Origin of the sequence: Daejeonella sp. H1SJ63 (assembly GCF_029360775.1) — a bacterium.
In the GTDB taxonomy this organism is placed as follows: domain Bacteria; phylum Bacteroidota; class Bacteroidia; order Sphingobacteriales; family Sphingobacteriaceae; genus Daejeonella.
The window spans coordinates 189,493-208,627 of the sequence record NZ_JARKMZ010000002.1; the positions used below are offsets into that span (position 1 = coordinate 189,493).

Sequence of the window (19,135 nt, forward strand, 5' to 3'; positions counted from 1 at the left end):
CCCGAGTTATTTAACCCCGTGGTTTATATTTGGAGTTGCTAAGTATTTTTTGTGCGTCCCTCTCCTGCATCAGCTGCTGCAAACTAATCTCCGGATTTTTTTCCATGTACTTTCTTACGATCTGCCAGCCTGTCCAGATTCCAAGTTTCGGTGCTGAAGATGAGTTTTCTCCGATACCAGGCGTAAAGGGAGCTTCAGCAAGAAATTTCTGTATTTTTAAATAGTCGGAATTGAAAAGTAATTCATTTTCCATGAAATAGGCCCATATACCGGCCTCATTAACCCTGCACCACTCCATTTGCTCATTGGTATATCCGATTTTCAGAGTATCATTCAACTCAGGAAGTACGGAGTCCATTAAGTACAGAATCTTTCCGTTATAGATCATCTTTGCAAGCAGGGTTTGATCACTGTCCTGTTCAGGGAACATTTCCTCGCGGATAAATGCTTCGATTACTCTTGGAGTAATGTTTTCCGGATTGAATCTCCCTGAAATATATGCAGGAATACTTTGCCGGATTGCCGGGTAGAATTTAGCACCATTGTTGCCCAGAAACATATCGAGCCCTATACCTATATAATCATTACCTATAGGTGTCTGTACAGCAAAGCCTGAGATAAAGCTGATCAGCCTGGGGAATTTTTGTTTAGGGTAATAATATTTGATGTACCTGAATGCAAGGTTTAGCTCTTTCTCTTGTTTAGTCAGATCCGGAAAGGTCTTATCTGTTGTTGATTTTAACTCCAGATAATCCTGATTTTGTAACACGGTACGTAGATTTCCATAGTAAAATGTATCTCTTGCAGAACCTGCACTAAGCATTTTTTCCATATAGTCGTCATAAAACCAGGTATACTTTTTTCTGAGTTCAGGGACTTTGCTTGCTAGTTCATAAGGATTAAGTTTGCCCATTTCCTGGTCGAACCGCTCAATGGGTATATGCAGTTTGATATTACTTATATCCGGTGTCTTTTTATTATTACAAGCCAGGGTAATGAGGCATATGAAAAAAAACAGGTAAATTTGGAACTGTCTCATGAATACGGATTATCCGCTAAATTAGAAAAATGCTCATGAAATTCTTAGTTCCTTCAGTTTAAATAAAACATAAAATGAAAATTGCTCTTGCTCAGCTTAATTATATCATTGGCGACTTTGATCTGAATACTCAAAAAATAATTGATGCCATTCGAAGTGCAAGGAAACAGGGTGCTGATCTTGTAGTTTTTGCCGAGCTTTCGGTTTGCGGATATGCCCCACGTGATTTTCTGGAATTTTCAGAGTTCATCGATCTTTGCGAAAGTGCAGTTCAGAAAATCATGAATGAATGTAAGGATATTGCCTGCATTGTTGGATTACCAACAAGAAATCCTGAGCTCAAAGGAAAGGATCTGTACAATTCGGCATATTTTATAGAAAATCAGAAGGTAAAGGCAATTGTGCATAAAGCATTGCTGCCAACCTATGATGTATTTGATGAATACCGGTATTTTGAACCTGCAGTTAATTTTAGATGTATTGATTTTAAAGGACAAAAGATAGCACTTACTATTTGTGAGGACCTGTGGAATATCAATGATAATCCAATGTACGTAATCTGTCCGATGGATGAGCTGATCAAAGAAAAGCCTGATCTGATGATCAATATTGCCGCTTCTCCATTTGCTTATAATCATGATGAAGAAAGGGTATCTGTACTTGGAGATAACGCAAGGAAATATAAACTGCCTTTGCTTTATGTAAATCAGGTAGGGGCACAGACAGAAATTATTTTTGATGGAGGATCGCTGGTTTTTGATCAGGCTGGAGGCTTGCTGGATGAACTGTCTTATTTTACTGAAAGTATCAAAATATATGAGTTTGCTGAAGGGGAAATCCAGGGCCTTAAGCCCTTTGTTCATGATGCACAGAACGATATTGAGCAAATTCATGATGCATTGATCCTTGGAATCAGGGATTATTTTTCAAAACTTGGATTTAAGAAGGCAGTACTAGGGCTTTCAGGCGGGATTGATTCTGCTGTGGTATGCGCTCTGGCCGCTGAAGCGTTGGGTGCTGAAAATGTGATGGCGGTGCTGATGCCGTCTGAATACTCGAGCGACCATTCAATTCAGGATGCACTTGATCTGGTGAAAAACCTGGGATGCAGGCATGAGATTATTCCAATAAAGGAAGCAGCAGCTGCATTTGAGAATATGATGAAACCCGCATTCAGGGATCTGCCTTTCAATGTGGCAGAAGAAAATATTCAGGCAAGGAGCAGGGCAGTTGTGGTGATGGCGATGTCAAATAAGTTTGGGTATGTTTTATTGAACACGTCCAATAAAAGTGAGTGTGCAGTAGGTTATGGTACCCTTTACGGAGATATGGCCGGAGCGATTGCAGTGATTGGGGATGTTTATAAAACCCAGGTCTATAAGCTTGCAGAGCATATCAACAGAGATCATGAGATCATTCCGCAGAACAGTATTATTAAGCCACCTTCTGCAGAGCTTAGACCCGGTCAGAAAGACTCAGATTCATTGCCTGAATACGATATTCTGGATGGTGTTTTATTTCAGTATATAGAGCTTAAAAAGAGCTCTTCAGAAATTATTGCCCTGGGTTATGAAGAGAATCTGGTAAAGAGAGTGTTACGAATGGTCAATATTGCAGAGTTTAAAAGGTTTCAGGCAGCACCAATACTGAGGGTTTCTCCCAAAGCCTTTGGAATGGGCAGGAGATTACCAATTGTTGCAAAATATTTAGGTTAAATTATACCATTGAATGTAAATCAAAAGGCTGCAATTTTGCAGCCTTTTGATTTACAGGCGAAGAATTTTCTTTAGCCCGGAAGTAAAGGAATAACTATCCGATAGTTTCTCTAACCCGTTCGAGTAAAGCTTTGGTCTTTTTAATTCCTTCATATTCGCCGAGCTTCTCTCCTTCATATTCTATACCAACATAGCCCTTGAAGCCTGAATCCTTCACTATTTTAAGCATCCGTAAATAATCTGTTTCCACACAGTTGCCGCTATCATCAAAATCTATGGATTTGGCGCTAACTGCTTTCGCATATGCAAGCATCTCATAAGTGCCCTTGTATCTATCATACTCTTCAATGCATTGATTTTTACTGTCGCGTTTCAGGCAGAAGTTGTTAAAATCAGGCAGTGTGCCCACATTCTTGTGATCAACATTTTTCATCACAGTTGTCAGCCAGCTTCCATCTGAACTGTAACCGCCATGATTTTCGACGACTACATTAATTTTTTCCTGGGCCGCATATTCACCCAGCAGACTCAGCCCTTCAACTGCCGCTTTTTGAACTTCATCGGCGGTTCCTACTCCATGGGCATTAACCCTTATGGTAGCGCATCCCAGATATTTTGCTGCTTCTACCCATTTCTTGTGATTGTCTACAGCTTTTAGTCTTTTATTACTGTCGAGATCGCCAAGATATCCTTCACCATCGCACATAATCAGATGATTTTTCACTCCATTGTCATTGCAGCGCTTCAGGAGTTCATTCAGGTAAGCAGTGTCTTTAGCTTTATCCTTAAAGAAAGCGTTAACATATTCGACAGCATTAATTCCGAATTCTTTTTTTGTGATCACAGGAAAATCCAGATTGTCTATTTTTTTGCTGAAAAGAGCCTTGTGCAAAGACCATTGGGCTAATGAAATCTCAAAAAAAGAGTTTTTCAGGTCTGCTCCGTTCGGGCCTTTATGGAACTGCATTCCACCGGCACATGAATAAAGAGATGAAGGAATTAATGCAACCCCGGCTAAGCCTGTGAGTTGATGGATGAATTTACGACGATGATTTGACATAGTATTGTTTTTAATCTGAATACTGAAATTACATGAATTAATCCTTATTCAAAAATATAACATCATTATCCGGGATAGTTTTTTAAGCAGCAGTAAACATGCTTTTAAGCAACTTTATCATGGTATCGTCAGATGCATGTAACAAAGCTATCCGAAACGAAACTTTCGGGCCTAAATTCCGTTATTTTATGTGATTGAAATGGAAAGCAGAGGCCAGGTAGAGATGGTACTTATGCAGGATTTTTCCGTTTTTAGTTTGGTTTTAGTTTTGAGATCCGCTCCAGTAAGAGCGGATCTTTTTGTTATGCTTTTTTTCTTTTGAAAAATGCGCTCAGTAAGAATACTGCAAAAATACCAGCGGCCGCCGAGCCTGCTTTTGCGATATAGTCGCCATGTTTTACGTAAAATGTAAGATCTGTATTCAGGTTAATATCCTGTTTTAGGGCAGTACTTTCCCACCATACACTTCGTTTAACAATATCGCCTTTCTGGTTTATGAATGCTGATATTCCGGTATTTGCAGAACGTGCTACCCACCTTCTGGTTTCAACAGCTCTAAGTTTGGCATATTGAAGGTGCTGATCTTTTCCTGATGTATTACCCCACCAGCCATCGTTGGTGATAATGGCAATAAACTGGGCATCCTGTTGGATGTATCTGGCAACATATTCTCCCCAGATCGACTCATAGCAAATAACAGGTGCCGATCCGATACCGCTTTGGGAATAAAAGACAGAAGGCTCATCCTGTTTGCCATAACTGCCCGATGCCCCTCCAAATGCTGCGAAAGCAGGTTTAAGAAAAGATAAAGAGTTTGAGAAGGGTGTCTGCTCTACCCCGGGAACCAGCTTTGATTTATGATAAAACTGTAATGTTCCTGAATTTTCAATTAATACCGCGGCATTAAAAACGTCAAAATAAAGACCTGTACTTTTGTCGAATCTTGCAGTTTCTGTTTGAGCGGTATCATAAAGGGCAAAACTTTCAATCCCGGTGATCAGGTTTCCGTTTTTATACCTGTTCATAAAGTCTTGTATCCTGATGAAGTTTTCATCGGCCCGGAAGCTTTTTTCTTCAGTTCCTCTTGATATTGCAGTCTCAGGCCAGATAATATATTCTGTATTGCTCTGAGCCACTGAATCCGAAAGATCAATCATCTTTTCGATCTGATCTGCGGGGGGTAATTTTCCAAATTTTTCGTAGGGGTCAATGTTGGGCTGTACAACAACTACGTTGGCCGGATTAGACTTTTCTGTATATCCGAAATAGATAATAAGTGAAATTATAACCGGAATAAGAACAAGAGTTGCTTCCGAAATATAGAGAATTGAAATTTTTCGCTTATCTGCTCCCAAATGTATGGCTCTCCAAATCTCAAACGCCAGAATATTAGACAGAAGAATCCAGAGAGTTCCTCCGTAAACACCGGTATATTCATACCACTGTATCAGATAATGCGCTTCTGCAAAGCCATTTCCCAGGTTCATCCAGGGGAAGGCAAGGTCCCAGTTCTGATGTAAATATTCGTAAGCTATCCAAAAACAAATGAGGCCTGTGTAGCTTAATAAGCGACTGCTCATTAAGCGTAGTCTGTAATACAGCCAGAAGGAAAGGGTCATAAGTAATGCTCCCAATCCGAATGGGATTAATGAGATGATTACTGCTATCCAGGATGGCATAACTGCATTTAATGAATTAAATACCCAGTAAATACTTGCTGTATTCCAGATGAAGAAACACAGAAATGCAGTTCGCCAGATCTGTTTGCCCTTCTTTGGCTCATCAGAATTAATGATGTTATCACCCGCCTGCAGGAGTGGAACGAATGCAAACAGGAGTATCCATGCCGTGAATGGAACCGGCGGCCAGGCGAACCATAATAAAAATGCACTGAGTAATGCCAGACGGTAATTTGCTTTCACTTATAATTGAGATAAAATATCTGCTTTTTTGCTTTCATATTCTTCCTGGCTAATCAGCTGTTTTTCATACAGTGTTTTCAGCTTTTGCAGTTTCAGGGTCAGCTCATCTTCATGACTTGTATCGATTGTCTGCACAGGGTTCTGCACATCACTGACTTCGATATAAGATGCATAATCATCAATCAGATTTTCATTTTGCATACTGGCGTTTGACTGGCTTCCTGTTGCTGCTCTGTATTTTTCAAGCTGCTCATTACAAAACTGGTATAATTTACGGGCCTGAACTTTAGGGATATAATCGATAACCATATTCTCTCCCTTCAGTGGCACGGTCATAAACTTTGAACCAAAAAACTCCTCTTTGAAGGATACCTCTTTCACCTCAGCCCAGGTGAAAGTAATGTAGTTCGTAGTTAAACCCAGGTTTCCCGGAATGCAGAAAACGATGCGCTTATTTGTTACAGCAATACAGTCGGGTATCAGTGTAACTGCCGGTTTTTTCTGAATAGCTAAATAAGTTACAGCTTCACCGGAGGTAAGCATATCTCTCAATTTCCCAAGAACCTTTTCTGCGGTTCTCGGATCCTGATCATCTGTTAAATATTGTTCGATCAACATGGTGTTTAATTTAATTGGTCTTATTTGCCTGCTACACAAATAACGATTTCACCCTTCAGGGTATTATTTTCAAAATATGTTTTAATCTCTTCCAGTGTTCCCCGCTTTGTTTCCTCAAACATTTTACTGAGTTCGCGCGAGACGGAGGCCTGACGGTCTGAGCCAAAGTACTGCATAAATTCTTCCAGAGTTTTCAGAAGCCGGTGAGGTGATTCATAAAAAATCATCGTTCGGGCTTCATCCGCAAGTTCTTTCATTCGTGTTTGGCGGCCTTTTTTTACCGGAAGGAAGCCTTCAAATGTAAATCTGTCAGCTGCAAGGCCTGAATTAACCAAAGCCGGTACAAAAGCAGTTGCACCCGGCAGACATTCCAATGCAATATCATTCCTGATCGCTTCACGGACCAGTAAAAAGCCGGGATCAGATATAGCAGGAGTACCTGCATCTGAGATCAGAGCTACCTGTTTCCCTTCTTTCAGGAAACGGATAACCTCAGTAACTGATTTATGTTCATTGTGCTGATGATGAGAATACAGTTTTTTGTCTATCCCGAAATGTTTAAGTAAGGGAGCGCTGGTGCGGGTATCTTCAGCAAGAATAATATCCATCTCTTTAAGAATACGGACAGCTCTGAAGCTCATGTCTTCAAGATTCCCGATAGGGGTAGGTACGAGATAGAGTTTACCGCTCATTTTTTATATCTGATATTTAATAAAGGCAATAATCCAGGAAAAACTCCAAAACCAAAGCCCAAACTCCAAACAGTTTATATCTTTGTGTATAATTTATTAAAGATGCTGCAAGTTAGTTATATCCGCGAAAATAGGGAGGAAGTTTTAAATCGTTTATCTGTCAGGAATTTTAAGCAGCCTGAGCTGGTTGATCAGATCATAAAACTGGATGATGACCGTCGTCAGACTCAAACTCAATTTGATTCTGTGTCTGCTGAAGCGAATGCTGCTGCAAAGCAGATTGGAGACCTGATGCGTCAGGGTAAGAAGGAAGAGGCTGAAGCTATCAAAGCGAAGACAGGCACGTTCAAGGAACAAATAAAATCTCTTGGAGAAAAACTTTCAGCTATTGAGATACTGCTGCAGAATGAACTTGTGCTCCTGCCTAATTTGCCGCACAGTTCAGTGCCGAAAGGCATTGGCGCTGATGATAATGTGGTGGTTCTTGAAAACGGACAGATTCCGGTGTTGATTCAGAATGCTCTGCCTCATTGGGAGCTGGCAGCAAAGTACGATATTATAGATTTTGAACTTGGGAATAAAATAGCCGGAGCAGGCTTTCCTGTATACAAAGGCAAGGGCGCCAAACTGCAGCGGGCATTGATTAATTTCTTTCTGGATCATGCCGATGCTGCCGGTTACCGGGAAATGCAGCCGCCAATTGTGGTGAATGAAGCTTCAGGCTTTGGAACCGGTCAGCTCCCTGATAAAGAAGGTCAGATGTACCATATTACTGTTGATAACCTTTATCTTATTCCGACAGCAGAAGTTCCGGTAACAAATCTTTACCGTGATGTGATCGTTAAAGAAGAAGAACTTCCAATTAAGAATTGTGCTTATACCCCATGTTTCCGCAGAGAAGCAGGATCGTACGGAGCACATGTGCGTGGATTGAACCGTTTGCATCAGTTTGATAAAGTCGAGATCGTTCAGGTTGTTCATCCCGATCATTCATATCAGGTTCTGGAGCAGATGAGCAGCTATGTTCAGTCATTGCTGCAGGCGCTGGAGCTTCCTTACCGTGTTTTGAGTTTATGCGGTGGTGATATGGGCTTCACATCTGCAAAAACCTATGATATGGAGGTGTGGTGTGCGGCACAGGCAAGATGGCTCGAAGTATCTTCAGTATCCAATTTCGAAACTTACCAGAGTAATCGTTTAAAGCTTCGTTTCAAAGGGAAAGATGGTAAAGCTCAGCTGGCACATACCCTGAATGGCAGTGCATTAGCTTTGCCACGTATCGTAGCATCTTTGCTTGAAAATAATCAGACAGAAAGCGGCATCAGAATCCCGGCAAAACTTGTTCCTTATACCGGTTTTGAATGGATCAACTGATTTTGAATCAGATTCAGACAGGCCTTTTCTCCACTACCTGGTGAAGGCATTCATAAACGAGCTGCCCCATGGTTGAGCAGTTTTTGAATGCCGGGTTCTTATGATATGATGCAAGTTCTTTAGCCAGTTGTCTGACTTTTTTATCGGGTGCAATGATATCCTTGTTCATCACTTTAAACAGATCCTGCAGACGATAATAACCGGATCTGAATCGGTTAGCGATCAGACTTCGTTCCTCCTCCTGGTATTGACGCATGGTGGTTACATCCATGTGCTGCATCCCAAGCTGTACCAGCGGTAGATTTTCTTTGAAGTAATGAGGCAAATACATTTTTAACCTTCCTTCATAAGATTGCTGATCGAAATCAATTGCCCTGAAACGATATTGATTCCCTTCAATGTCAGGAGTGATATCAACCACAAAATTATAGGAACGCATATCGCCCAGGAGTCTTACAAAACAGCGTTCATTGAATTTGACGAACTCCTTACAGATTCTGATCTGATTGAATTTTGATCCGCTGATACGACGAGCGATAAACTCATCTCCGGGTAATCCCGGAATATGCTCTTCGATCAGCGTATTGCCATCTGTCAGGTATTTGATACGGTTGGGCGAAAGGATATGCTCCAGCTCAAGTCCGTAAACACGTGAAGCATCGGCTATCTTGATATAAAAATGATCGTAATTATCATTTAATTTATTGATTATACGAACACGGAAAGGCTTTGTATTGGCAAATGTGCAGTAATCAATCCGGGCAACAGACAAATGTTCCATAACTGCCATATCCCCGTCAGTATTCATCAGGGCATAAATATAAGTGAGGTTCGGGAACAGTTCCTTCATCTCGCTTTCATCATAATAAACCGTATGCCAGAGTGTATCTTTCCCTTCTTTATCACGCAGAGGGGTGTTCAGATTAAATCGTAACAGGTCTGAATATTGTACCGGAAGTTTTACTTCGCGATCCCATTTCAAAAGGTAATCACGCAGATCATTCTTTATCGTATAAAGTATCTTCTTTTTGGAAGGTACAATGTCTGTTCTGGGTTCTTTTTGCTGAGAATGCATTCCTTTATTTGAATTTAAGCTTTGAGAATGAATCCTTCTTAAATATAACCTATCGTTTATATTATTTTATCTCAAATACCGCCTTCATCTGATAATTCAGCTTGATTTTTTTGAAATCAATATCAGGCATCGCAGCCTCCTCTGCAACACCTGAAACAGTTCCTTTCAGCATTGCGCTGCTACGGTACATGGGCTGTGGATAGTATTCATTATTAATTTCCTGAATATCCAGAGCTCCTCCCAGATTTTCGCCTATTGAGTTAACCAGGTAAGCAGCTTTTTCTTTGGCAGATATTAATGCTTTTATTTTAAGCTCCTTTCTTAACGCTTCCTTTTTAGAATAATCATAGCTTTCAATATTACTGAACTGTATTCCTTTTGGATCAACCGCACTCATAATTTCATTAAATTTGCTCAGGTCGGAAACCTTGATACGGTACTGTTTGCTGGCTAAAAAATCAGGGGTTCTTTTCTTTTCCCACCAGTTATTATATCCTGAAATATTATTGATAGTAAAGTCTTCCTGAGGGATGCCTGCCTTTAATACAGCAGCCTGCAACTGTTTTTCGAGCTCTTCTATCTCTACTTTTTTGCGGTTAGCCCCATCTCTGAAGTATTCCTTTAATGACATTCCGATATAGATAATATCCGGTGTAACTTCTGCTTCTGCAGATCCCTGAACTTCTATTTTTCTTCGGGTATCGATATTCTGAGAAAAGGAATTGAAACCTAAGAAACTTAAAATTGCCAGTACTATAATGCTCTTTTTCATCCGTTTATTTTTTGTTTTTTAAAGGGCGATCATGATTTAATAGTCATACCCCTGTGGGTTTTGGTAAAATCATGATGGTTTCATGTTAAATTCTATTTATGATTTTAGATGAAGATGAAAAAACCATCCCAAATCCATAATTGATTTGTCAGTAAACAACCGGATAGTAAATATATGGGTAAAAAATAATAAAATACCTGAATTTATAATGAATGAAGGCTCAGGGATTTGTATGATGATTATTTTAGTTCATACAGAATAAGCAGCTGGGTCTTAATACAAAAAAAAGGGCTATCGGCCCTTTTTATTCTTCTATTGTTTCGCTGTGAGGAAAATTTTCCTCTTCTTCCTCCTCCTTGAAATATCTTTTCTGATAAATCAGTATTAAAACTACTCCGATCGAGATAGCGGAGTCTGCTAAATTGAACACCGGACGGAAGAAAATAAAATCTTCACCTCCCCAAACCGGAAACCATTGCGGAAATACTCCCTCAATGACAGGCATATAGAACATATCTACTACTTTACCATGAAACAGGCTGGAATATCCTCCTTCTGCCGGAAATAGTTTGGCAGGTTCATAATAGCTGCTTTCACTGAATATCATTCCGTAGAATGTTGAATCAATAATATTACCCATGGCTCCGGCGAAAATAAGTGCCAGATTCATGATAAGGCCTCTGTGATATTTCTTTTTGATCATATAGACCAAACCATAACCAATGCCGAAAACAGCAGCAATACGGAATAAGGTCAGGGCAAGCTTGCCTGCTTCGCCGCCAAACTCCATACCGAATGCCATTCCATTATTTTCAGTGAAATGAATGATTGCCCAATTGCCGAAAATTTTATATTCCTGTCCAAGAGACATATTCAGCTTGATCCAGAATTTTAAAACCTGATCAGCAAGGAGTATTAAGAAAATTGCAAAAAATGGCTTAGTATAAGCTTTCATTTATGCCTGCTTCAGTTTAGCTTCCATACTTAGGGTAGCGTGAGGAACCGCACGTAAACGTTCTTTCTGAATCAGTTTACCTGTTTCCCTGCATATTCCATAAGTCTTATTTTCAATACGAACCAGAGCACTCTCCAGATTGTCAATAAATTTTTTCTGACGGGCCGCCAGTTGATTGATTGATTCTTTCTCCAAAGTAGCTGAACCATCCTCAAGAGTCTTATACGTTCCTGCGGTATCATCAGTGCCATTCATATTTGGATTGCTTAACGATTGGGTTAAGGCAGCTAATTCTTCTCTTGAACTACGTAGTTTTTCTAAAATGAGTTCTTTAAATTCCTGCAATTCTGTATCAGAATATCTGGTTTTCTCGTTCTTATCCATTTCTATCCTTTATAAATTAGTATCGTTAAATTATTGTCGTCAATACTCACTGTTTCTCCCTCACTTAGTTCATTTACAAGCTCTAATGAGTCGGCCAGGATTTCGGCGCAAATATATAATAAATTATTTTTCAGGGCTTCCGAAATATACGGGTGCTCTTTGATCTGCACTTTGATCTTGTCAGTAACTTCAAAACCCTGATCTTTTCTCATATTTTGTATACGATTGATCAATTCTCTTGATATTCCTTCCTGTTTTAACTCTTCAGTTATTGTAATATCAAGAGCTACTGTAAGCCTTCCAAGGCTTGCAACCTGCCAGCCCGGAACATCTTCGGCAAGAATCTCTACATCTTCAACAGGGACGATGTAAGAAGTTCCGGGAATTTCAATCCGGCCTTCTGACTCCAAACGACTGATATCTTGTTGAGACAATGAAACGAGCACTTCAGCAACCAGTTTCATATCCTTGCCAACCTTTGGCCCGAGTGCTTTAAAATTCGGCTTGATCTTTTTGCTGATGATTCCGGAAGTGTCGGTAATGTACTCAATATGTTTAACATTCGTCTCAGAAAGAATCAGATCTTTTACCTTTTCTACCTTCGCTTTGAAATTCTTGTCGAGAACAGGTATCAGCACTTTATTCAGCGGCTGCCGCACATTGATGCTCACTTTCTTTCTCAGCGAAAGGATCAGTGATGAAATATCCTGTGCAAGTGCCATGCGCTCTTCCAGATCTTTATCAACCAATGCTTTATTATATTCCGGGAAATCGGCAAGGTGTACTGAAACTAATTGCTCTTTCCCTGTAGTTTTATTCAGATCAATGAATAAACGATCGCTGAAAAATGGGGCCACCGGCGACATTAATTTAGCTATTGTGCTCAGACAGGTATAAAGCGTCTGATATGCAGAGATCTTGTCCTCAGTATATTCACCTTTCCAGAAACGGCGGCGGCATAAACGTACGTACCAGTTACTCAGATGTTCATCTACGAAAGTCTGAATGGCTCTTGTAGCACGGGTTGGCTCAAAATCAGCATAATATTTATCCACTTCCAGACTCAGTGAGTTGAGCAGGGAAATGATCCAGCGGTCGATCTCAGGGCGGTCCTTCACATCTTCTTCCTTGTAGCTGAAGCCATCGATATTGGCATAAAGAGCAAAGAAAGCATAGGTGTTGTGAAGCGTACCGAAGAACTTACGGCGTACTTCATCAATACCCTCGATGTTAAATTTGAGATTATCCCATGGTGAAGCATTGCTGATCATGTACCAGCGTGTTGGGTCGGCACCGTATTGCTCAATAGTTTCAAAAGGATCAACGGCATTACCCAGACGTTTCGACATTTTATTGCCGTTCTTGTCGAGCACCAGTCCGTTGGATACCACATTCTTAAATGCAACACTGTCATTCAGCATCACACCGATTGCATGCAGGGTAAAGAACCAGCCACGGGTTTGATCCACCCCTTCGGCAATAAAATCAGCCGGATAAATCGATCCCTCTTCGCCGTTTGCACCGGTTTTCTTGTTCCAGTAATCCAGAAAGGATTTCGGACTGATATTGCCACTTTTACCTTCTTCTGTTGGAGGTAAACCCCATTGTGCATAAGGCATTGCTCCTGAGTCGAACCATACATCAATCAGGTCGCTTTCGCGGAACATCTTTTTGCCTGAATCAGTAACAAGGATTACATCATCTACATAAGGCCGGTGCATATCATTGATCTCGAAAGCTGCATCCATGAATCCGGCAGCGACTGATTTTCTGATCTCCGATCTTAATTCTTCAATTGATCCGATACATTTTTCTTCTGAACCGTCTTCTGTACGCCAGATAGGCAGGGGAGTACCCCAATATCTTGATCTGGACAGGTTCCAGTCGACCAGGTTTTCCAGCCAGTTACCAAAACGGCCGGTTCCGGTCGATTCCGGTTTCCAGTTAATCGTTTTATTCAGTTCAACAAGGCGTTCCTTAACAGCAGTGGTTTTTACAAACCAGCTGTCGAGTGGATAGTACAATACAGGCTTGTCGGTACGCCAGCAATGCGGGTAACTGTGCTCGTATTTTTTAACATCAAAGGCCTTGTTTTCTTCTTTTAATTTGATTGCAATCAGAACGTCAGTTGGCCTGAACTCAGGATCCTTACGCTCCTCATCGGTATAGTACTCCTCTTTAACAAATTTTAAAGCGAAATCAGTAACCTCTTTAACAAAGCGGCCCTGCTTGTCAACCAGCGGAAATTCATTGCCTTTTTCATCCGTGATCATCACCGATGGAACATTATTTTCGCGGCAGGCTCTGAAGTCATCAGCTCCAAATACAGAGGCTGTATGAACGATACCTGTTCCGTCTTCCGTGGTTACGAAATCGGCAGGAATTACGCGGAAAGCATTTTTCTCCAGATTTTCATTAGTCACATAAGGCATCAGCTGATGGTAGCGCAGATCCAGAAGGTCTGAACCTTTGAACTCAGTAACAATCTGCCATGGAATCAGCTTATCGCCGGCTTTGTAATCCGCGAAAGCGATGCTTTTTGCATCCTCCTTAAAATATTTTGAAACCAGATCTTTTGCCAGCACCACACTAACAGGTGCATAGGTATAAGGATTAAATGTTTTGATTTTTACATAGGAGATCGCAGTACCAACAGCCAGGGCACAGTTAGATGGGAGTGTCCATGGGGTAGTGGTCCAGGCAAGTATTACAGTATCTTCATCGGCATTTTCAAAAAGAACATTCATCAGCGGGTGCGACTGATCTTTTTTGATGCGGAATTGCGCTACGATGGAGGTGTCTTTCAGCATTTTGTAGGTTCCGGGCTGGTTCAATTCATGCGAACTTAATCCGGTTCCTGCAGCAGGCGAGTAAGGCTGAACGGTATAACCTTTGTATAAAAGGCCTTTTTCATGAAACTGCTTCAGTATCCACCAAAGTGTTTCAATGTATTCATTTTCATAGGTGATGTACGGATTTTCAAGATCAACCCAATAACCCATTTTTTCGGTCAGGTCATTCCATACATCGGTATATTTCATTACCTCTGTACGGCAGGCTGCATTATAATCTTCAACTGTGATGCTCTTGCCGATATCATCTTTGGTGATGCCAAGCTTCTTCTCAACAGCAAGCTCAATCGGAAGCCCGTGGGTATCCCATCCGCCTTTACGTTCAACACGGTAACCTTTAAGGGTTTTATAACGGCAGAAAATATCTTTGATGGAGCGGGCCATTACGTGATGTATTCCCGGCATTCCGTTCGCAGATGGCGGACCCTCATAAAAGATATAAGGTTTAGAAGCAGGCCTGTTGGAAATACTTTTTTCAAACACCTGGTTTTTTTTCCAGTAATCTAAAATCTCTTTTCCGGTTTTTGATAGATCAAGTTGCTTATATTCTTTGTACATCAGTGCTTTAACTCCCAAAATTTAAGGATGCAAAGTTAAGAATTTTAAGGCTTATAATTCAGTTTTTTATAATGATTCATGTGGTTTGGAGGCAGGAAAAATCAAAGCCTGAATTTTGCGTATCTTTATCTGTATAATCAATTGATGAGCGGCAAATATTTATTTCGCGGAATAGGACTTTTACTTTTCGGAATTGCTCTGAATTTATTGGGCTATTACCTGATGGAAGGCGATGGTTTTGAATATGGATGGGCTATGCTGATTGGAACGATAGCATTTGGTATTGGTTTTATTCTGATTGTGTATGGTCTGATTCGTAAAATTGACAGAAAGTCTATTCTGGAAGGACGGGCGGCTGGGAATAAGAAGAGATAACCCGTCATTCGTACCTTCCGCTTGAACAACACACAACACTACGTCATTCCTGCCGGCCGGCAGGAATGACGGGGATAAGCTTGCCTGCGGCAGGCAGCAATGGCGCCAACATCTCCCCCGGTTAAATATCCCAGGTTTCGCCCTTCGCTTTAGCAATCTTCTTTCTCTTCCTCTTATCAAGCAATACAAGCAATGCCGGCAGCAGGGTCAAATTTGAAATCAGGGCAATAATCAGTGTAATGGAGAGTAACATCCCCAGAATCATCGTTCCACCGAAGGTAGATGCCGTAAATATTCCAAATCCAAAGAAAAGTACCAGAGCAATATGGGTCATACTGATACCTGTTTCACGGATGGTATCAGAAATTACTTTAGATGTGGTAAAGTTCGTTGTTGCCAGTTCCTGCTGATATCTGGTCAGGAAGTAAATGGTTTGGTCCGAAGCCAGTCCGAATGCAATAGTAAAGATCAGAATCGTAGAAGGCTTCAGCGGAATACCAAAAAATCCCATCAGTCCGGCAGTAATGATTAGTGGAATAACGTTCGGCAACAGCGATATGAACATAATTCTGAGATCCCTGAATTGTCCGAGTCTTAAAAGCGAAATCAGAACAATGGCAATAATGATACTTTCCATCAGGTTTCTGAGCATGTAATCTGTACCTTTTGAAAAGATAATACTGGAGCCTGTCAGCAATACATCGTAACGTTCAGGGTTCAGTATAGAATCTATTCTTGGCTGCAATTCTTCCAGTAATTCATTCATTCTGCCCGAACCTACATCGGCCATCTGGAAGCTTACACGGGCAACCTGTTTATTGCTGTCGACAAATCCTTTCAGCATATTATTGTTCCCGCCCGAGTTTCCCAAATAGCTCAGCACGAAGTTTTTCTCCATATCATTTGGAATACGGTAGAACTGCGGATCTCCATTATAAAAAGCCTGTGAAGCGTATTTTAAGGCCTTATTCAGAGAAACTGAACGCGAGAATTCAGGGTATCCGGAAATCATTTCTTCCATTCTGTCGACCTTTTTAATGGTTGACAAATTCAGAATGCCATTTTTCTTTTTGGTATCAATACTTACTTCCAGGGGCAGAATACCTTCAAAATTCTTTTCAAAGAATTTCAGATCCCGGTTGATGGGTGAGTTCTGCGGCAGGTCATCAACCACGTATCCGTTCACATTAATTTTTGCAACTCCTATCAATGAAATCAGAGAAATTACAATACATGCAGTATAAATCAGTTTGCTGCGATGATGAACCAGATGATCAGTTTTAACCAGTAGTTTTTGTAAAAAGCCATTGTCATGATCTTCCTGTTTTTCCAGCTTCGGCACCGGAAGATAGCTGAAAATGATAGGGATCAAACACAGACAAATGAACCAGGTAGCCATGACATTGATGGCAGCAACCACGCCAAACTCTACCAGAAGAGCACTTCCGGTAAAATAAAGTACACCAAACCCAATGGCAGCCGTCACATTGGCAATGAGGGTGGTTTCTGAAATACGAAGAATTGTAACGTGTAAAGCCTTGTCTTTATCGCCATGTTTTCTGAGCTCATTATGATATTTGTTGAGCAGCAGAATACTGTTCGGAATACCGATAATCACAATCAGCGGCGGGATCAATCCGGTAAGCATGGTGATCTCATAGCCAAACATGACCAGAGTAGCCAGACTCCAGATCACCCCCACAACAACCAGAATGATTGGAAATAATACCGGATAAATTCTGCGGAAGAAAATGAATAGTATGACGGCTGCAACCAGGATCGATAGGCCAAGGAAAAGGACAAACTCTCTGGAAACCAGCTGACTGACAGCAGTCCTGATATAAGGAAGGCCGGAAATATGAACCTTTATATTGTGTTTCTTCTCAAAAGCATCTGCCTTCTCTAAAATACTTTTAATTACCGGTCCTCTTTTGGGTGTATTGAGAATTTTATGATCAAAGTTGACTGCCATCAGGGTGGCATGTGTTTCTTTATTGTAGATCAGTCCCTCGTAAAATGGCAGCCTGTAAATGTGTTGCCTGATGCTGTCCATTTCAGCATCGCTTGTTACCGCATTGGCGCTGATCTGTTTGATCACAAATTTTTGATTCGTGGTATCTTTTTGCAGGTCGTACAGGTTCCCGATGGATAAAACCTGCTTAATTCCCTGGAGTTTATGAATCTCTTCGGCCAGCGCTTTCCAGTCGTTAAACTGTTCTTTTTTCAGGAGATCGGGCGAACTGACACCTAAAACCATCATATTCCCGTCTTCGCCAAAGCGGCTTTTAAATTCATTGTATTTGATAAAAGCAGAATCTGTGAGAGGGAGAATCTTGCTTCCGGTAAATGATAACCTGACAAAACTGGCTTTCCAGGCCATGAACAGGGTTAAAACAAAAAATACGACAAGGATTATTATACGGTTGGAAAGTATAAATTTGGAAAAGTTATTCCACATGCTGCAGGATTTAGATACAGGCAAAAGCCAGGGCGCAAAACTACAAAAATTCTTAAATTGGACTTTGAATTATCTGCGATTATATCCGGGTGATTTTCAGGAAGTTCTTTCGTTAATCAAAGTATGAAGAAATTTATCAGGGGATTCTATTTTGCCTTCAGCGGACTCGGCTATGCCTTTAAAACTCAGCGTAACTTCAGGGTACACTGTGCTGCAGCAGTTATAGTAAGCGTTTTGTCTTATTATCTTAATCTGAACACATCAGAATGGCTGTGGATTATCGCGGCTATGGCTATTGTTCTGATTGCCGAGCTGATGAATACTTCTATTGAGACCCTTGTGGATCTGATTTCACCCGAATATCATGTGAAGGCAGGGATAGCTAAGGATGTGGCAGCGGCAATGGTTTTGCTTTCGGCGATTACTGCTTTAATTATCGGGGCCATTATACTTCTTCCAAAGATTATCGATGCTGCATAAAACCAGAGGGATTGTATTTAAAACCACCAATTATTCTGAAAGCAGTGTGGTGGTTCAGATCTTTACAGAGAAGTTCGGACTGCAATCTTACCTCATTAACGGAATTAAGCGACCGAAATCCAAAATCAGGCTGAACAGTCTGCAGTCGCTTCATTTACTGGATATGGTGGTTTATCATAAACCCTCCGGAAATATTCAAAGAGTATCAGAACTCAGGCATCAGCCCGTGTTTCAGCAAATCCCGTATGATATTGTAAAAAGTTCGATCACCATGTTTCTGAATGAGGTGCTTTATAAGTCGCTGAAGCAGCATGAGGCCGATGAGATCTTATTCGAATTTCTTTTCCATGCTATTGAAATTCTGGATAGTATGAGTCAGGGACTGGCGAATTTTCATTTGTATTTTTTACTCAGATTAACGCGGTTTCTGGGTTTTTATCCCGACAATACCAATTCATCAGCGGCTTATTTTGATTTGAAAAGCGGAGGCTATTCCAATTTACATCCTCCTCATGCTTTTATACTTGAGCCTCCTTACACTGCGCTGTGGACGCAGGTACTGAATGCCAATTTCGATACTTTATATGAGCTGAAGATATCACCCGCTGAAAGAAAGGTCCTCCTTGAAAAGGTTCTTGATTATTATGCGCTGCATTCAGAAGGTTTTGGGAAAGTGAAATCACTGGAAGTGCTGGAGGAAGTATTATCCTGATTGATTTAAGGAGGTCGTGGCTTTCGCCCAATGTCATTAAGTTAAGGATTTAAGTTACTGTTTATCAGCTATTTAGGTTGATATTGCAAATTAT

At 40.8% G+C, this 19,135-nt stretch carries 16 protein-coding genes; 5 read left to right on the forward strand and 11 right to left on the reverse strand.

The features are described 5' to 3' along the window. Nucleotides 1-10 precede the first annotated feature (10 nt). On the reverse strand, nucleotides 11-1,039 hold the full coding sequence (gene gldB, locus P2W72_RS01705; protein ID WP_276359134.1) for a gliding motility lipoprotein GldB: 1,029 nt from the start codon (nucleotides 1,037-1,039) through the stop codon (nucleotides 11-13). Nucleotides 1,040-1,113: 74 nt separating this feature from the next. On the opposite strand from gldB, the gene P2W72_RS01710 reads away from it, so the two are divergent. After that, nucleotides 1,114-2,754, forward strand: coding sequence for an NAD+ synthase (locus P2W72_RS01710; RefSeq protein ID WP_276359135.1), 1,641 nt, complete (start codon nucleotides 1,114-1,116; stop codon nucleotides 2,752-2,754). 94 nt (nucleotides 2,755-2,848) lie between these two features. Here the strand turns inward: P2W72_RS01710 and P2W72_RS01715 are convergent, their stop codons facing one another. The 4 genes from P2W72_RS01715 to rsmI all read right to left on the reverse strand — a co-directional run bounded on the left by P2W72_RS01715 (nucleotide 2,849) and on the right by rsmI (nucleotide 7,046). Continuing rightward, on the reverse strand, nucleotides 2,849-3,814 hold the full coding sequence (locus P2W72_RS01715; protein ID WP_276359136.1) for a sugar phosphate isomerase/epimerase family protein: 966 nt from the start codon (nucleotides 3,812-3,814) through the stop codon (nucleotides 2,849-2,851). A gap of 302 nt (nucleotides 3,815-4,116) precedes the next feature. Continuing rightward, the gene (gene lnt, locus P2W72_RS01720) at nucleotides 4,117-5,736 is read right to left on the reverse strand and encodes an apolipoprotein N-acyltransferase (RefSeq protein WP_276359137.1); all 1,620 of its coding nucleotides are present in this window, start codon (nucleotides 5,734-5,736) and stop codon (nucleotides 4,117-4,119) included. Further along, nucleotides 5,737-6,354, reverse strand: coding sequence for a PH domain-containing protein (locus P2W72_RS01725; protein ID WP_276359138.1), 618 nt, complete (start codon nucleotides 6,352-6,354; stop codon nucleotides 5,737-5,739). It abuts the gene before it with no gap. A gap of 20 nt (nucleotides 6,355-6,374) precedes the next feature. After that, on the reverse strand, nucleotides 6,375-7,046 hold the full coding sequence (gene rsmI / locus P2W72_RS01730; RefSeq protein ID WP_276359139.1) for a 16S rRNA (cytidine(1402)-2'-O)-methyltransferase: 672 nt from the start codon (nucleotides 7,044-7,046) through the stop codon (nucleotides 6,375-6,377). A 102-nt stretch (nucleotides 7,047-7,148) separates the two neighbouring features. Here rsmI and serS point away from each other — a divergent pair, with 102 nt between their 5' ends. Then, nucleotides 7,149-8,420, forward strand: coding sequence for a serine--tRNA ligase (serS, locus tag P2W72_RS01735; protein WP_276359141.1), 1,272 nt, complete (start codon nucleotides 7,149-7,151; stop codon nucleotides 8,418-8,420). 13 nt (nucleotides 8,421-8,433) lie between these two features. Here serS and P2W72_RS01740 read toward each other — a convergent pair whose 3' ends face one another. From P2W72_RS01740 to ileS, 5 genes are all read right to left on the reverse strand, one after another. Next, a complete protein-coding gene (locus tag P2W72_RS01740; protein WP_276359142.1) occupies nucleotides 8,434-9,495 on the reverse strand; it encodes a hypothetical protein in 1,062 nt (353 codons plus the stop codon). Nucleotides 9,496-9,556: 61 nt separating this feature from the next. Then, a complete protein-coding gene (locus P2W72_RS01745) occupies nucleotides 9,557-10,267 on the reverse strand; it encodes an SIMPL domain-containing protein (RefSeq protein ID WP_276359143.1) in 711 nt (236 codons plus the stop codon). 304 nt (nucleotides 10,268-10,571) lie between these two features. After that, on the reverse strand, nucleotides 10,572-11,222 hold the full coding sequence (locus P2W72_RS01750; protein ID WP_276359144.1) for a lipoprotein signal peptidase: 651 nt from the start codon (nucleotides 11,220-11,222) through the stop codon (nucleotides 10,572-10,574). After that, the gene (locus P2W72_RS01755) at nucleotides 11,223-11,606 is read right to left on the reverse strand and encodes a TraR/DksA C4-type zinc finger protein (RefSeq protein WP_276359145.1); all 384 of its coding nucleotides are present in this window, start codon (nucleotides 11,604-11,606) and stop codon (nucleotides 11,223-11,225) included. A 2-nt stretch (nucleotides 11,607-11,608) separates the two neighbouring features. Further along, a complete protein-coding gene (ileS, locus tag P2W72_RS01760; RefSeq protein WP_276359146.1) occupies nucleotides 11,609-15,016 on the reverse strand; it encodes an isoleucine--tRNA ligase in 3,408 nt (1,135 codons plus the stop codon). A gap of 144 nt (nucleotides 15,017-15,160) precedes the next feature. On the opposite strand from ileS, the gene P2W72_RS01765 reads away from it, so the two are divergent. Next, nucleotides 15,161-15,391 carry a signal peptidase gene (locus tag P2W72_RS01765; RefSeq protein ID WP_276359147.1) on the forward strand — a complete coding sequence of 77 codons (231 nt, stop codon included), beginning with the start codon at nucleotides 15,161-15,163 and terminating at the stop codon, nucleotides 15,389-15,391. Nucleotides 15,392-15,512: 121 nt separating this feature from the next. Here P2W72_RS01765 and P2W72_RS01770 read toward each other — a convergent pair whose 3' ends face one another. Continuing rightward, nucleotides 15,513-17,849: an MMPL family transporter gene (locus P2W72_RS01770; protein WP_276359148.1), complete on the reverse strand. Its 2,337-nt coding sequence runs from the start codon at nucleotides 17,847-17,849 to the stop codon at nucleotides 15,513-15,515. A 123-nt stretch (nucleotides 17,850-17,972) separates the two neighbouring features. Here P2W72_RS01770 and P2W72_RS01775 point away from each other — a divergent pair, with 123 nt between their 5' ends. Together P2W72_RS01775 and recO are read left to right on the forward strand one after the other, a co-directional pair. Beyond that, a complete protein-coding gene (locus P2W72_RS01775) occupies nucleotides 17,973-18,329 on the forward strand; it encodes a diacylglycerol kinase family protein (RefSeq protein WP_276359149.1) in 357 nt (118 codons plus the stop codon). Beyond that, nucleotides 18,319-19,041, forward strand: coding sequence for a DNA repair protein RecO (gene recO / locus P2W72_RS01780; RefSeq protein WP_276359150.1), 723 nt, complete (start codon nucleotides 18,319-18,321; stop codon nucleotides 19,039-19,041). The genes P2W72_RS01775 and recO overlap by 11 nt, the downstream gene beginning before the upstream one ends. Nucleotides 19,042-19,135: the final 94 nt, after the last annotated feature.

Coding starts and splice junctions, on each gene's coding strand:
- gldB (WP_276359134.1), bottom strand. CDS start 1,039: ATGAGACAGTTCCAAATTTACCTGTTTTTTTTCATATGCCTCATTACC.
- P2W72_RS01710 (WP_276359135.1), top strand. CDS start 1,114: ATGAAAATTGCTCTTGCTCAGCTTAATTATATCATTGGCGACTTTGAT.
- P2W72_RS01715 (WP_276359136.1), bottom strand. CDS start 3,814: ATGTCAAATCATCGTCGTAAATTCATCCATCAACTCACAGGCTTAGCC.
- P2W72_RS01725 (WP_276359138.1), bottom strand. CDS start 6,354: ATGTTGATCGAACAATATTTAACAGATGATCAGGATCCGAGAACCGCA.
- rsmI (WP_276359139.1), bottom strand. CDS start 7,046: ATGAGCGGTAAACTCTATCTCGTACCTACCCCTATCGGGAATCTTGAA.
- serS (WP_276359141.1), top strand. CDS start 7,149: ATGCTGCAAGTTAGTTATATCCGCGAAAATAGGGAGGAAGTTTTAAAT.
- P2W72_RS01740 (WP_276359142.1), bottom strand. CDS start 9,495: ATGCATTCTCAGCAAAAAGAACCCAGAACAGACATTGTACCTTCCAAA.
- P2W72_RS01745 (WP_276359143.1), bottom strand. CDS start 10,267: ATGAAAAAGAGCATTATAGTACTGGCAATTTTAAGTTTCTTAGGTTTC.
- P2W72_RS01750 (WP_276359144.1), bottom strand. CDS start 11,222: ATGAAAGCTTATACTAAGCCATTTTTTGCAATTTTCTTAATACTCCTT.
- P2W72_RS01755 (WP_276359145.1), bottom strand. CDS start 11,606: ATGGATAAGAACGAGAAAACCAGATATTCTGATACAGAATTGCAGGAA.
- ileS (WP_276359146.1), bottom strand. CDS start 15,016: ATGTACAAAGAATATAAGCAACTTGATCTATCAAAAACCGGAAAAGAG.
- P2W72_RS01765 (WP_276359147.1), top strand. CDS start 15,161: ATGAGCGGCAAATATTTATTTCGCGGAATAGGACTTTTACTTTTCGGA.
- P2W72_RS01770 (WP_276359148.1), bottom strand. CDS start 17,849: ATGTGGAATAACTTTTCCAAATTTATACTTTCCAACCGTATAATAATC.
- P2W72_RS01775 (WP_276359149.1), top strand. CDS start 17,973: ATGAAGAAATTTATCAGGGGATTCTATTTTGCCTTCAGCGGACTCGGC.
- recO (WP_276359150.1), top strand. CDS start 18,319: ATGCTGCATAAAACCAGAGGGATTGTATTTAAAACCACCAATTATTCT.